This is a genomic window from Streptomyces sp. NPDC005494 (assembly GCF_042872025.1).
Taxonomy (GTDB): domain Bacteria; phylum Actinomycetota; class Actinomycetes; order Streptomycetales; family Streptomycetaceae; genus Streptomyces.
Map to the genome: position 1 here is coordinate 48,765 of NZ_JBIAJR010000016.1, position 13,219 is coordinate 61,983.

Annotated in this window: 12 protein-coding genes; 1 reads left to right on the plus strand and 11 read right to left on the minus strand. The window is 71.2% G+C overall.

The window, feature by feature from the left end; genetic code table 11:
- Positions 1–56: 56 nt before the first annotated feature.
- The 11 genes from ACFYQ6_RS33110 to ACFYQ6_RS33160 all read right to left on the minus strand — a co-directional run bounded on the left by ACFYQ6_RS33110 (position 57) and on the right by ACFYQ6_RS33160 (position 11,019).
- On the minus strand, positions 57–554 hold the full coding sequence (locus ACFYQ6_RS33110; RefSeq protein WP_361581304.1) for a peptidylprolyl isomerase: 498 nt from the start codon (positions 552–554) through the stop codon (positions 57–59).
- 160 nt (positions 555–714) lie between these two features.
- A complete protein-coding gene (locus ACFYQ6_RS33115; protein WP_361581306.1) occupies positions 715–1,263 on the minus strand; it encodes a lamin tail domain-containing protein in 549 nt (182 codons plus the stop codon).
- 343 nt (positions 1,264–1,606) lie between these two features.
- The gene (locus ACFYQ6_RS33120; protein ID WP_361581309.1) at positions 1,607–1,840 is read right to left on the minus strand and encodes a hypothetical protein; all 234 of its coding nucleotides are present in this window, start codon (positions 1,838–1,840) and stop codon (positions 1,607–1,609) included.
- A gap of 89 nt (positions 1,841–1,929) precedes the next feature.
- Positions 1,930–2,352 (minus strand): DUF6221 family protein, encoded by a 423-nt coding sequence (locus ACFYQ6_RS33125; protein ID WP_356745328.1) that lies wholly within the window; start codon positions 2,350–2,352, stop codon positions 1,930–1,932.
- 119 nt (positions 2,353–2,471) lie between these two features.
- Positions 2,472–4,928: a SpoIIE family protein phosphatase gene (locus ACFYQ6_RS33130; protein WP_361581312.1), complete on the minus strand. Its 2,457-nt coding sequence runs from the start codon at positions 4,926–4,928 to the stop codon at positions 2,472–2,474.
- A 54-nt stretch (positions 4,929–4,982) separates the two neighbouring features.
- Positions 4,983–5,900 (minus strand): PfkB family carbohydrate kinase, encoded by a 918-nt coding sequence (locus ACFYQ6_RS33135; RefSeq protein WP_388766543.1) that lies wholly within the window; start codon positions 5,898–5,900, stop codon positions 4,983–4,985.
- Positions 5,897–6,886 carry a zinc-dependent alcohol dehydrogenase family protein gene (locus ACFYQ6_RS33140; RefSeq protein WP_361581318.1) on the minus strand — a complete coding sequence of 330 codons (990 nt, stop codon included), beginning with the start codon at positions 6,884–6,886 and terminating at the stop codon, positions 5,897–5,899. Before ACFYQ6_RS33140 ends, ACFYQ6_RS33135 begins: the two co-directional genes overlap by 4 nt.
- Positions 6,886–7,764, minus strand: a complete 879-nt coding sequence (locus ACFYQ6_RS33145) for a carbohydrate ABC transporter permease (RefSeq protein ID WP_361581320.1) — start codon at positions 7,762–7,764, stop codon at positions 6,886–6,888. The genes ACFYQ6_RS33140 and ACFYQ6_RS33145 overlap by 1 nt, the downstream gene beginning before the upstream one ends.
- The gene (locus ACFYQ6_RS33150; protein ID WP_388766546.1) at positions 7,761–8,729 is read right to left on the minus strand and encodes a carbohydrate ABC transporter permease; all 969 of its coding nucleotides are present in this window, start codon (positions 8,727–8,729) and stop codon (positions 7,761–7,763) included. The genes ACFYQ6_RS33145 and ACFYQ6_RS33150 overlap by 4 nt, the downstream gene beginning before the upstream one ends.
- The gene (locus ACFYQ6_RS33155) at positions 8,726–10,084 is read right to left on the minus strand and encodes a sugar ABC transporter substrate-binding protein (RefSeq protein ID WP_361581324.1); all 1,359 of its coding nucleotides are present in this window, start codon (positions 10,082–10,084) and stop codon (positions 8,726–8,728) included. Before ACFYQ6_RS33155 ends, ACFYQ6_RS33150 begins: the two co-directional genes overlap by 4 nt.
- Before the next feature lie 173 nt (positions 10,085–10,257).
- Positions 10,258–11,019, minus strand: coding sequence for a DeoR/GlpR family DNA-binding transcription regulator (locus ACFYQ6_RS33160; RefSeq protein ID WP_361581327.1), 762 nt, complete (start codon positions 11,017–11,019; stop codon positions 10,258–10,260).
- A gap of 441 nt (positions 11,020–11,460) precedes the next feature.
- On the opposite strand from ACFYQ6_RS33160, the gene ACFYQ6_RS33165 reads away from it, so the two are divergent.
- On the plus strand, positions 11,461–13,176 hold the full coding sequence (locus ACFYQ6_RS33165; protein ID WP_361581330.1) for a lysyl oxidase family protein: 1,716 nt from the start codon (positions 11,461–11,463) through the stop codon (positions 13,174–13,176).
- Positions 13,177–13,219: the final 43 nt, after the last annotated feature.

Genomic DNA, 13,219 nt, shown 5'->3' on the forward strand with positions numbered 1-13,219 from the left:
GTACCGCGTGCGGGGCCCCGGCCGGCAACATCCGGCCGGGAGCCCCGTCAGGTGCGTCAGAGAACGCCGGAGGCGGAGACCGCGATCTGCGCCTTGGTCTTGCCGGACTGCGAACCGTACGACTCGATCTTGCGGACGAGCTCCATGCTGGACTCGTCGGCGACCTCGCCGAACACCACGTGCTTGCCGTCCAGCCACGGGGTGACGACGGTGGTGATGAAGAACTGCGAACCGTTGCTGTTCGGGCCGGCGTTGGCCATCGAGAGCAGACCCGGCTTGTTGTGCTTCAGGGTGAAGTTCTCGTCGGCGAACTTCTCGCCGTAGATGCTCTTGCCGCCGGTGCCGTTGCCGTTGGTGAAGTCGCCGCCCTGGAGCATGAAGTCCGGGATGACGCGGTGGAAGGGCGAGCCCGCGTAACCGAAGCCGTGCTCACCGGTGGCCAGCGCGCGGAAGTTCTCCGCCGTCTTGGGGGCCACGTCGTCGAAAAGGTTGAACACGATCCGCCCAGCGGGCTGGTCGTCGATGCTGATGTCGAAATACGCCTTGATGGTCATGAGGCCATCCTGACATCACCGGCAGCCTCGCGTTGCACAGCCCCCGCCCGACGCGGCGGCGGACTCTCGTGCGGACGGTCATGAGAAGGGCGTACCACGGTGGTGAGCCGTGGTACGCCCGTCACTCAGGGAGAACGCCGCTTCCCCCTAGTCACATCGTTCAGCGGTTGCCGCGGTGACCCCCGTCGCGGTGACCCCCGTCGCGGTGACCTCCGTCGCGGTGACCGCCGTCGCGGTGACCGCCGTCGCGGTGCCGTCCCCAGGACTCGGAGTCGATCTTGCGCCCGCGGTTGTCGCGGAGGGTGGCGGTGTCCCTGCTGTCCCACACGTAGTGGCGACGGTCCTGGTAGACGTCGTGCCGGGTGTCGCGGCCCACACCGGTGTGGACACGGACCGAGGAACGGCCTGCGAGCCGCAGGTCGAAGGTGTACGAGCGACGGCTCTCGTCGGTGAGCGTCCAGCCACGGAGGTTGACCGAGTGACGGCTGGTGTTGGTGACGGTGACCCACTCCGCGTTCAGGCTGCGGTTGGAGCCGTTGTCACGGCCGGGGCTCTCGTACTGGATCTCGCCCAGGACGACCGCCGAGCGGTGGGCGGGCCGGCTGTGACCGTGGTCCCGGCCATCGGCCGTGGCGGGCAGAGCCGCTGCTCCGAGCAGTGCGCCCGAGGCGAGCAGGGTGGCGGTGATCCGTCGTGCGGAACGGGACATGGAAACCCCTCATCATGCGGGCCCGGAATGGGGCTCCGGGCGTTTGCTCCGATCCCGGCGTCGTGCCGAGAACGCAAACTTTGTCCCGCTTTCGGGGTGGCTGGAAGGTGTCCCGCTTCGTGTGACGAAGTACGGACATTTCTGTCACACACGACTGCACTCGGCATGAATTCCGGCGGTCGTAGACCTGTCAACCGTTGATCATTGCACCGACCCTTTCGGGGCACCGTTCCGCAGATCGAGGCGCCCCGTTCACCCCCGCTCCACCACCTCGGGCGCCCGCGACCGGAGCAGGCGGATCCGTGTAACAGGAGCGAGAGCGCTTGCCTGGACAGGTATTCCATTACCGCCTGGACAGGAGCTCGCGCGTTCGAGCCCTCAGCACCCATCGCGACGGTGCGATTCCGGGCCGCTGCCCGCCGCTGGTGACCAGGGCGTTGACCGAGGTCATCGGATCCATCGCCGACGCCCTGGCCAGCAGGACTCCGGCCACCAGCGGCAGCAGGGTGAGGGCCAGCGCCGTTCCGGCCGTGGTCAGGGTCTGGAGGCGAGGGCGCGTCGGCGCGTCGGGGAGCATGGTCCCCATTCCACCGGCACCGGGCCGCGCCCGTATCGGACCGGGTACTCAGACGCGCTGCGCCGCGCTACTCATTCCGGCCGCAGGGCTCACCCGGCTTCGGACGGCGGGCCCCAGTGGGAGAAGCGCGGCAGCCACTTCACCCGGTAGTCGGGGTGCCCCGCGTGTTCGGCGGCCATCTGACGGACGACGAACCCGAGCCCGACGGCGCGGCCCGAGGCGAAGTCCTGGGCCGGCCGGTCGGTGTCCAGAGCCGCGATCTCCTCGTACTCGTCCAGCAGCACCCGGGTGGTCTCGATGCGGCGCAGGGTCCGGGCGGGGTCCTGGAAGGCGATGTGCCGGTCGTAGCCACGCGACCGGACGACGAACGCGATGCCGCTCGTCCGGTCGTGCACCTCGCCGGGCGCCTCGGCCGGGGTCCGCCAGCCGTCACCGCCGGCCTCGCGCGCGATGAGTTCCTCGTCCGCGAGGCGCGCCCGCACGAAGGCCAAGAGGTCCGAATTGTCTGCCATCTGGTTCCGCATCCTTCTTGGTAACCGCGGCCGATCCTCGTTCACCGCCGCGGACCCGTTCTGCCCGACCAGCAGAGGATGCCTCACCCGGGCGCACGGCCCGCAGCCCGGGGCGAGGTTCAGCAGGCTGTGTCCCGGCGGGCGGCCATCAGGAGCGCGATGTCGTCGGGGCGGTCGTCGTCCTGCCCCGCCCGCGCGATCACCCGGTCGGCCGCCTCGGCCAGCGGCAGGTGGCCGACGTCGGCCAGGCTGCTGCGCAGCCGCTCGATGCCCTCGTCGATGTCCGCTCCGGCCTTCTCCACCAGTCCGTCCGTGAACAGTGCCAGGACCGCCCCGGTCTCCAGCCGCAGCCCGGTGACGGGATACGCCGCCTCGGGGTCGACGCCGAGCACCACTCCCCCGGCGAGGTCCATCACCTCGGTGCCGCCGTCGGGGTGCCGCAGCACCGGCTGGGGGTGCCCGGCGCGCACGGCCGTGGCGTCGCCCGTGACGGGGTCGAGCAGCACGTAGCAGCAGCTGGCGAACTGACCGGGGTCGAGGCCGATGAGCAGCCGGTTCGTGGCGCTCATGATCTCCTGCGGCCCGTGTCCGATGAGCGCGAAGGCACGTACGGCGCTGCGCAGCTGGCCCATGGTGGCGGCCGCCGCGACACCGTGTCCCTGCACGTCCCCGATGACCAGGGCGAGGCCGCTGCCGGTCTCGATGACGTCGTACCAGTCGCCGCCGACCTCCATGCCCTGGGTGCCGGAGAGGTAGCGCCCGACCGTGGCGACCTGTTCCACGGCGGGCAGCCGGTGCGGCAGCAGGGCGTCCTGGAGCCCACGTGCGAGTGCGGACTCGGTGTCGTACTGCTGGGCGCGCTGGAGGGCCTGGGCGATGAGGCCGGCGAGCGCGGTGAGGGCGGTGCGCTCCTCGGGGCTGAAGCCGCGCGGCTGGTCGAAGCCGAGGATGCACGAGCCGACCGGGCGGCCCGAGGCGATGAGGGGCAGGAAGGCGCGGGCTCCGACGTCGGTGTCCATCGGGATGCCGGGGTAGGCGGCGGCCAGTTGCTCCATGGACTCGAAGAAGAGCGGGCGGCCGGTCGTGAGTGTCTCCACGCCGGGGATGTGGGCGTCGAGGCCGACCCCGTCGAAGCGGTCCAGGAAGCCCATGGGGAAGCCCGTCTCCCAGGCCATGTACAGGCGCCGTTCGTGCTGGAGGTAGATCGCCAGCTGCCTGCCGCCGAAGGCGGGAAGGAGCTCCTCGGTCACCACGGCGGACACCTGATGCGCCGTGACGGCCTCCGTCAGGGCGATGGCCAGGGCCACCGGGCGGTACAGGACGGCCGTGCGCTCGTCCGACGCGCCGAACCCTCCTCCGGCAGCGGCGGCGGGCTCGGGTGCGTGGCCGGGCCGGCCGGAGGGGTTGAGGGTGACCGTGACCCCGTCGCGGCCGGGGAACATCGCCACCGAGAGCCACTTCGTCGGGGTGTGCCGGGCGAGGAAGTAGACCGGGTCGTCGGAGAACAGGGCGGCCCGGTGGTGGTCCTCGTACGCCGGGTTCGCGAACCAGGGCAGGGCCTCCCAGAGGATCCGGCCGGTCAGCTCCTCCCGGGTGCGGCCCACGATCTCCTCGGCCATTCGGTTGGCGTAGGTGATCCGGCCGGTGCGGTCGAAGGAGAGGATGCCGCGCGTCACCCGGTCGGCGGTCTCCGGGACGACGGGTCCCGATCCCGGGTCGAGCAGGACGCCCGCCAGCCGGCCCTCCGGTCCCCCGGCGCCCTCCTGGGGGACGCGGGTGAGTTCGGCGACGAGGGGGCGGGCGTCGGCCCCCCACAGGCGCATCCGGCGCACGGGGGGCTCCGCCGACCGCGCGGTCTGCCTCCCGAGGACGAGCAGGCCGTGCACGTCCTCCGGCCGGAGCTCCGCCGTCAGCTCTTCCATGGTGCGCGCGGGCGACGTCGGGCGCCCGAGACCGAGCAGCGCGTGGGCTTCGCCGTCCGCCGTGACGGCCCCGCTGTCCACGTCCCACTCGAAGCGGCCGATCCGCAGCGGCCGGCCGGGCTCCGAAGGCAGCCGCAGCAACGCGGGCTCGCCGTCCCACTCGACCGCCGCACCCTCACGTTCCAGGGCGGTGAGATCCTCACCGAGCCGCTGCGCCACGGCCTCCATCGCCTGCCGGTCGGCTGGGCCCACGGGGACCCCTCGGGTGGCGTAGCGCAGCACGACGAGCACGCCGGCGGGTGCGGTTCCGCACAGCACGGGTACGCACAGGCATCCGAAGGGGAAGGGCAGCCCCGCCATGAGCTGCGGGAACCGCCGCATGCTGTCCTCCGCGTCGCCCAGGTACACGGGGGCGCCGGAGCGGTACGCCTCGGCCACGGGGAAGGGCCGGTTCACATGCATGCGCCACCACGGCCGCATCAGCGAACCGGGCAGCCCCGCGAGCACCGCCAGCATCAGGAGGTCCGGCGTGCGGGAGCGCAGGTAGACCCCGCCGGCGTACCCTCCGCCGGCGTCGACGGCGCTCACCACGGCCTGGGCGAGCACCGCGGGCAGCCCGCCGGGCGTTCGGCTGCCATCGGGGCTCCAGGTCACACAGCCAGGATGCGCACCCGTTCCCGGGTGCGCATGTCCACGGCCGTGCTTCCCTCAGGTGGCTGCGGGCACCGAGGGCTCCGTACCGGCCCGCCCGCACACCGATGCGGCGGCCTCGGCGGCGAAGGACAGCATGTCCCGCACCGTCCCGGGGTCCGGTCTCGCCGTGAAGTGGCCGAGGGCTCCCATGCGGCTGAGCAGGCCCGCGGCGAACGCGTCGCCGGCCCCGATGGTGTTGACGACCTCGACGGGCACCGCCGGGACGGACACGGGCGGGGCGGTGGCGGTGTAGGCCGTGCTGCCCCGGGCACCCCGGGTCAAGACCACCAGCCGCCCTCCGGCGGCCAGCCTCCGGCAGGTCTCCTCGGGACCCACGCCCGGCCACAGGTGCTCCAGGTCCTCGTCGCTGGCCTTGACGACGTGTGCGAGGTCGCACAGTTCGCGCAGGGCCGCCGAGCCGTTGCCGGGGCCCAGGGTGCGGTCCCGGCGGACGTTGGGGTCGACGACCAGGAGGGAGCCGGAGGCGGCCGCGTGTGCGGTGGCCCGTACGGCGGTGGCCGCCGGCTCCACGACGGCCGCGAGCCCGCCCACGTAGACGGCGTCGAAGCGTGCGGTCTGCGAGGAGAGGTCGGGCAGCCGGAAGGTCGCCGTGTCCTGGAGGTGGAAGTGGTAACCGGTGCCCTCCGTGCCGGGATCCGCGACGGCGAGCGCCGTGGGCAGACCGGAGCGTGTGCACGGCGTGAGGTCGACCCCGGCCGCCGCCAGCCGCGCCTCGACGGTGCGGGCGAAGCCGTCACCGCCCAGACCTCCGGCGAACACGGTGCGGGTCCCGAGCCTCGCCAGCCCGACGGCGACGTTGGCCGGCGCCCCGCCGAACTGGGCGGCCCGCACGTCCCCGTCCCCGTCCACGGGTACGAGATCGATGAGGGCCTCACCGAGCACGAGGACGGAGGCGGGCCGCCCGCCCCTCACGGCTCGACCACGATCTTGCGGCCGATGCCCGCCTTGAAGCGGTCGATGGCCTGGGGGTACTGGTCGAGCGGCAGCCTGTCGCTGATGAAGACGGCCGGGTCGAGGACGCCGGTGGCGAAGAGCGCGGCCGCGCGTTCGTAGCTGTGCAGGACCGCCATCGATCCGGTGATGGTGATCTCCTGGTTGTAGATGCGGTACGGCTCGATCACCGCCGTCGTGGCGTAGTCGGCCACGCCGAACTGGAGGAACGTCCCGCCCTTGGCCACCCGGCCCAGGCCGTCCTGGATGGCCGCCGCGTTGCCGGTCGCGTCGATGACGACGTCCCAGCCGCCGGGCCGGTCCAGTTCGTCGGCCCCGGCCGCCGAACGGGAACAGCCGAGGAGGGCGGCCGTGGCGAGGCGGTCGGGGTTGACGTCGAGGACGTCGACGCCCGCGGCCCCGGTCCGCTTGGCGAGCTCCAGCATCATCAGGCCCATGGTGCCCGAGCCGTAGATGAGCACCTCGGCGCCGAGCGTGCTGTTGAGGACGTCGTACCCCCGGACAGCGCAGGACAAGGGCTCGATCAGGGCCGCGTCCTTGACGTCGATGTGCTCGGGCAGCTTCACGCAGTTGGCCACGGGGGCGACGGCGTACTCGGCCGCGCCGCCGGCCACGGTGACGCCGATGGCGGCCCAGCGCTCGCAGAGGTTGCCGCGCCCGATGCGGCAGTAGCGGCACTCGTGACAGTGCAGGGAGGGGTCGACGGCCACCAGGTCGCCCACGGCCAGCTCCGTGACCTCCTGGCCGACCCCCACGACCTCCCCGGCAAACTCGTGGCCGGGGACGAGCGGCAGGGACGGTGCGAACTCGCCCTGGAGGATGTGCAGGTCGGTGCCGCACAGTCCGCACGAGGCGACGGAGACGACGACGTCGCGCGGGCCGGGGGTGGGGTCGGGGACGGTGGTGACGGAGACCTTGCCGGGGGCTTCGACGATCGCTGCCCGCATTATTTCACTGCTCCAAGAGACAGGCCCTGGACGAGTTTGTCCTGGGCGGCGTAGCCGGCGGCGAGCACCGGCAGGGAGACGACGACGGACGCGGCGCACAGCTGGGCCAGGAAGAGGCCCTGGCTGGTGACGAATCCGGTGAGGAAGACGGGCGCCGTCTGGGCGACGACGCCGGTGAGCACCCGTGCGAAGAGCAGCTCGTTCCAGCTGAAGATGAAGCAGATGAGGGCGGTGGCGGCGATGCCCGGCGCTGCCATCGGCGCGACGACCCTGGCCAGGACGGTCGGCAGCCTCGCGCCGTCGACCTGGGCTGCCTCGATGACGGAGACCGGTACGTCGGCCAGGAAGGACTGCATCATCCAGACGGCGATCGGCAGGTTCATCGAGGTGTAGAGCAGGACGAGGAGCCAGATGTTGTCCAGCAGCCCGGCGTTCTTGGCGAACAGGTAGACGGGCAGGAGCCCGGCGACGACGGGCAGCATCTTCGTGGAGAGGAAGAAGAACATCACGTCCGTCCACTTGCGGACGCGGCGGATGGACAGGGCGTACGCCGCCGGAAGCGCCAGCAGGAGCACCAGGACCGTGGAGAAGAAGGACGCGCCGAGGGAGTTGAGCAGCGGCGGCCACGGTGTGACGCCGGTGTCGGCTCCGAAGAAGGCCCGGTAACCGTCGAGGGTGAGCGGGGCGAAGAGGGACGGCGGGTTGGTGGCGGCGTCCGGCTCCGCGTGCAGCGAGGTCAGCAGCATCCACAGCGCGGGCAGGCAGAAGGCGAGTCCTGCCGCCCAGGCCAGCAGGCCGAGCGCGGTGTTGCGCCGCTTGGCTCTGCGAAGGGCCCGTCGCGCGGACGGGGCCGGCGCGGGGACGGTGGCAGTGGTCATGCGCGGTTCGCCTCCTCACTGAAGAGGGACGAGACGGTCCGGAGCGCGAAGGTGGCGATGATGATCGTGCCGATCACCACGACGACTCCCGCGGCGGACGCCAGTCCGTATTCGTGGGCCTGGTAGAAGGTCTGGTAGATGGTGTACGGAAGGTTGGCGGTGCCGAGCCCGCCGGCGGTGATCGTGAACACCGCGTCGAAGTTCTGCACGATGTAGACAGCGCCGAGCAGGACCCCGAGTTCGAGGTATCTGCGCAGGTGAGGCAGGGTCAGGTAGCGGAAGGTCTGCCAGGCGCTCGCACCGTCGAGCCGGGCCGCCTCGACCACCTCGGCCGGCCGGCTCTGGAGCCCCGCGAGCAGGATCAGCATCATGAACGGCGTCCATTGCCAGACCAGTGCGGCGATCACGGCGAGCAGCGGCATGTCGGCGATCCAGTCCGGCTGGCTCGGGCTGGTGTCGCCGAAGAGCGCACCGACCCAGCTCAGGGCGCCGTTGAGGAGGCCGTACTCCGGGTTGTACAGCGCGTGCTTCCACAGCAGCGCGGCGGAGACGGGCACGATCAGGAACGGTGTGATGAGCAGGGTGCGGACCATGCCCCGGCCGAAGAACGTACGGTCGAGGAGGAGCGCGAGGGTCAGGCCGAGCACCACGGTGGCGACGACGACGCCCACGGTCAGCAGGATCGTGGTGAGCACCGAGTCGCGGAGCGCCGCGTCGGTGAACACGGAGACGTAGTTGTCGAGTCCGTTGAAGGCTCGCTTGTCGGGGCTGAGTGAGTTCCAGTCGAAGAGGGAGATCACCAGGGTCGCCACGAACGGCAGCTGGGTGACGGCGATCAGGAACACGAGCGCGGGCAGGAGCGGTGCCCGGGTGGCCCAGGCCCGGGGGCCGGGGCTCCTGCGGGCCGGGGCGGCGGCAGGGCCGGGTGGTGACTGGGGGGTGGTGGTGCCGGCTGCTGTGGTCATCGGTACTCCTTGGCGACCTGCTCGGCCAGCTTCTGGGAGGTGGCCAGCGCCTTGTCGACGGACTGGCGGCCGGCGATGGCCGCGCTGATCTCCTGCGCGACCCGGGTGCCGAGATCGGTGAACTCGGGTATGCCGACGAACTGGATGCCGGGCACGGGGCGCGGCTGCGTGCCGGGATTCTCGGGGTCCGCCGCGGAGATGGCCTGCTCGGTGACGTCCGCGAAGGCGCCTGCGGCCTTGCGGTACTCGGGGTTGTCGTAGGTGGAGGCCCGTTTGCCGGCCGGTGCGTCGGCCCAGCCGCTGGTCTCACCGACGAGCGATTCGTACTCCTTCCCGGAGGCCCAGGAGACGAACTTCCAGGCGTCGTCGGCCTTCTTGGACGCCTTCTGGATGCCCCAGGCCCAGGTGTAGAGCCATCCCGAGCTCTTCGTCTTCTCTACGGGGGCCGGTACGTAGCCGATCTTTCCCTTGACCGGGGAGCCGGCCGCCTCCAGTGAGCCCGCGCCCGCTGTCGCGTCGTACCACATGGCGGTCTTGCCCTGCGTCATGTTGTTGAGGCACTCGGCGTATCCGGACTGGGAGGCCCCGCGCTCGCCGTGCTCGCGCACGAGGTCGACGTAGAACTTGGTGGCCTTCTTGAACTCGGGGGAGGTGAGCTGCGGTTTCCAGTCCTCGGTGAACCACGTGCCGCCCATGGTGTTGACGACGGTGGTGAGCGGAGCCATGAGTTCCCCCCAGCCGGGCAGCCCGCGCAGGCAGATGCCCTTCATGCCGGGCTCGGCCCCGTCGGCCTCCGCCGCGAGTCCCGCCACCTGCTGCCAGGTGGGGTGCGGGGGCATCGTCAGCCCCTTCGCCTCGAAGACGTCCTTGCGGTACATGAGGAAGGACGACTCGCCGTAGAAGGGTTCGGCGTAGAGCCTGCCCTCGGCGGTGAGCGATGTGCGCAGGGGTTCGAGGATGTCGTCCTGGTCGAACGCGGGGTCCTGTTCGGCGTACGTGTCGAGGGGGTGCAGCCAGTCGTTCTCGGCGAAGAAGGGCACCTCGAAGTTGCTGATGGTGCCGATGTCGTACTGGCCGGCCTGGTTGGAGAAGTCCTGGCTGATCTTGTCGCGTACGTCGTTCTCCGGGAGCACCGTGAAGTGGACCTTGATGCCGGTCTCCTCGGTGAAGTGCTCGGCGGTGAGCTTCTGCAGTGCGAGCATCTGCGGGTTGTTCACCATCAGGACGTTGAGCGCGTCACCCCCTCCGAAGGCGGTGCCGCCCGCTCCCGCGCACCCGGCGGTGAGAAGGACCATCGCTGCCGTGCCCGCGACCGCACGCACGCGGATCCCACGGCGTCGTTGCTGGTGGGGCATAAGTAGATCTCCTGTATCGGTCGTAGCGGCTCGTGTGTCGGCGCCCCGTGCCGTCGGTGCTCCTGCCGTTCCGGGGCATGGCGGGTCCGCCCTCCGGCTCCTCACCGGGGCGAGGACGCGAGCGGGGACGGGCATCGGTGGGACGGTGGGCCAGGGGGCCGCCGCCCGCGGGGTCAGACGCGGATGACGTTCGGGCCGAGGAGTGAGTATCGCTGGGCCTCGGCCGAGGGCAGGCCGGTGTCGGTGACGATCGTCTCGAAGTCGCCGACGCCCGCGAACCGGCAGAAGCTCACCGCTCCGAACTTCGTGTGGACTCCGGCGAAGACCCTGCGGCGGGCACTGCGCATGGCCTGCGCCTTGACCTCGCACACCGTCGGGTCGGGGGTGGTCAGCCCGTACTGCCGGGAGATCCCGTTCGCGCCGACGTACGCCAGGTCGATGACGAAGTCGGCGAGCATGCGGGTGGCCCAGTGGTCGACCGTGGCCATGGTGCTGCCTCGCAGACGCCCGCCGAGCAGGAGGACCGAGGTCTTCTCCACGTCCGCGAGGACGGTCGCGACCGCTAGGGAGGCGGTGACCACCGTCAGGGGCCGGTCCCGGGGCAGGGCTTCGGCGATGAGCTGGGGGGTGAAGCCCTCGTCGACGAACACCGTCTCGGCGTCACCGAGCAGGTCGGCGGCGGCCCTCGCGATCCGGGACTTCTGCGGTACGTGGTGCGTGGTGCGCATTGCGAGCGTGGTCTCGAACCCGGCGCTCTCGACCGGGTACGCACCGCCGTGGGTGCGCCGCACGAGGCCGTGCTCCTCCAGGATGTGCAGATCGCGCCGGATGGTCTCCTTGGCCACCTGGAACCGCTCGGCCAGCCGGTTCACGTCGACGGAACCGTCCTGCCGGGCGGCTTCCAGAATCCCTCGTCGGCGTTCCTCGGTGCCCACGGAACCATCCCTGCTCTCGTACGAATCTGGCGGAGGCCCTGCGTCCGTTCGGGCCCACGCACTGTTTGTACAAGCAGAAACGGTTGTTCGACCAGCTCCTTCGCCGGACGGGCTCCGCCCGTTCGTGCCCGTTTCATCTCAGGTCTTCGCGCTGGTCACCCGCGCGAAGCGGGCGGCAGGCGGGCCCGGCCGTGCCCGCTTGCCCGATACGGGCACCCGCTTCACGCCCGTTCGCGGTCACACGGCGTCAGGGCTCCTAGCACGGCCGGCCCCGGAGGACAGGCGGAACGGCCGGTAAACGTCTGATTGCCTACCTAAAAACATGATTTCGGCCAACAATCCGCGTCTCGGACCCCTGAGGACAACCTCGGGCCAGGCAGTCGCCTCTCACGGACAGAAGCGACTCCACCGCCCCACCGGGCACCAGGACATCGGAGAACGATGAACACCAGAACCCCCCGCAACCGGCTGTGGCGCCCGGTGGTCGCCGCCGCCGCGGCGATCGCCGTGACCGCGGGCGTCGCCGCCGCCACGCCCGACACGAAGAAGGCGACCACGGTCCCGCGGCTCGGCCTGGTCGCCGCATCGAACTCGGTGACGCTCGACTCGTGGAAGGAGGAGCCAGGCGTCTACCTGGACCTCGGGACCTACCTCACCGCCTCCGGTGCGCCGTTCGAACTGCGCGTGACCAGGAAGAGCTACAAGGACCCGGTCGTCGCGACCCAGATCCTCCGTACGGGGAAGAAGACCCGCACCAAGGTCCTGCCCGCGGGGCTGGTGAAGGACTTCTCGGGGCTGCCCGGCTTCATCGTCGTCACGGTCCGGGACACCGCGGGCAGGACGGTCGCGACCCGCACGGAGCCGTTCTGCCCGAACAACGCCTCCGGCCGGATCGAGCCCGGCGCCCCGGCCACGTCGAAGTATCCCGAGAGCTGTCCCGTGAATCCCTTCACCCTCGGCTCGGTGTGGGGCGTCGAGAACGGCTGGGCGTCCAACACCTACGCCGGTTACTACTCGGCGCCGGTCGCCCTCCCGGCCGGGAAGTACACCGCCGAGGTGTCCGTCACCAAGCGCTACCGGGACATCTTCCAGATCGCCGACGCACCGAAGACGGTCAAGCTGACAGTGCGCGAGCGCAGTTGGGAGGAGGAGAGCCCCGCTCCCTCCCCGGCCGCCCGCTCAGCGTCCGGGCACGCGGGCCACGGGGCCGGGCACTCGGCCCACGCCGGCCACAGCGCGACGCGCCCGCCCGCACCGGTCGCCGCGACCACCGGCGCCGGCACCTCGTACAACGTGGGCCACGGACCCTACGCGCCCGCGCCCGCGGCTCTGCCCTGGGCCGCCGCACGCCAGGCCTTCCGGGCACCGGAGGGCGACGGCCCGGGCCGCACGGACGGCTCCCGGCAGGCACCGGCCGTGCGGCCGAACGCCCAGCGTCCGACGGGCCGGGCGGCCGTACCGGACGTCCCCAAGCCCGACCTGCGTTCCCTGCCCGCCTACGGCATCACCATCGGCGCGGGTGACGCCGGAGCGCCCGGCAAGGACTACCTGGCCTTCAGCGCCAACGTGTGGAACGCGGGCCCCGCGCAGTTGGTCGTGGACGGCTTCCGGAAGCCGGGCAGCGAGCTCATGGACGCGTACCAGTACTTCTACGACGCCTCGGGCAAGCAGGTCGGCTACACCCCGACCGGCACCATGGAGTGGGACCCCCGACCGGGGCACGAGCACTGGCACTTCACCGACTTCGCGAGCTACCGGCTGCTGAAGGCAGACAAGAAGGAGACCGTGCGCAGCGGCAAGGAGGCCTTCTGCCTGGCCAACACGGACGCGGTCGACTACACGGTGAAGAACGCCAACTGGCACCCGGACAACACGGATCTGGCCACGGCCTGCGGCCAGGAGAACTCCATCTCCGTGCGGGAGGTGCTCGACGTGGGTTCCGGTGACACGTACACGCAGGACCTCCCCGGGCAGTCCTTCGACATCACGGGACTACCGAACGGCACGTACTACATCCAGGTACTGGCCAACCCGGAGAAGCGGCTCAAGGAGACCGACCTCAGCAACAACAGCGCCCTGCGGAAGGTGGTCCTCGGCGGGAAGCCGGGCGCCCGCACGGTGACCGTGCCCAAGCACGACCTCGTCGACGCCCCCTGACGCGTCATCCGTCGCCGCGGCCCCCGGGAAGGCTCCCGGGGGC

Excerpts from the sequence above, each read along its gene's own strand:
- ACFYQ6_RS33110 (WP_361581304.1), bottom strand. The coding sequence starts at position 554 with ATGACCATCAAGGCGTATTTCGACATCAGCATCGACGACCAGCCCGCT.
- ACFYQ6_RS33115 (WP_361581306.1), bottom strand. The coding sequence starts at position 1,263 with ATGTCCCGTTCCGCACGACGGATCACCGCCACCCTGCTCGCCTCGGGC.
- ACFYQ6_RS33120 (WP_361581309.1), bottom strand. The coding sequence starts at position 1,840 with ATGCTCCCCGACGCGCCGACGCGCCCTCGCCTCCAGACCCTGACCACG.
- ACFYQ6_RS33125 (WP_356745328.1), bottom strand. The coding sequence starts at position 2,352 with ATGGCAGACAATTCGGACCTCTTGGCCTTCGTGCGGGCGCGCCTCGCG.
- ACFYQ6_RS33140 (WP_361581318.1), bottom strand. The coding sequence starts at position 6,886 with ATGCGGGCAGCGATCGTCGAAGCCCCCGGCAAGGTCTCCGTCACCACC.
- ACFYQ6_RS33145 (WP_361581320.1), bottom strand. The coding sequence starts at position 7,764 with ATGACCACTGCCACCGTCCCCGCGCCGGCCCCGTCCGCGCGACGGGCC.
- ACFYQ6_RS33150 (WP_388766546.1), bottom strand. The coding sequence starts at position 8,729 with ATGACCACAGCAGCCGGCACCACCACCCCCCAGTCACCACCCGGCCCT.
- ACFYQ6_RS33155 (WP_361581324.1), bottom strand. The coding sequence starts at position 10,084 with ATGCCCCACCAGCAACGACGCCGTGGGATCCGCGTGCGTGCGGTCGCG.
- ACFYQ6_RS33165 (WP_361581330.1), top strand. The coding sequence starts at position 11,461 with ATGAACACCAGAACCCCCCGCAACCGGCTGTGGCGCCCGGTGGTCGCC.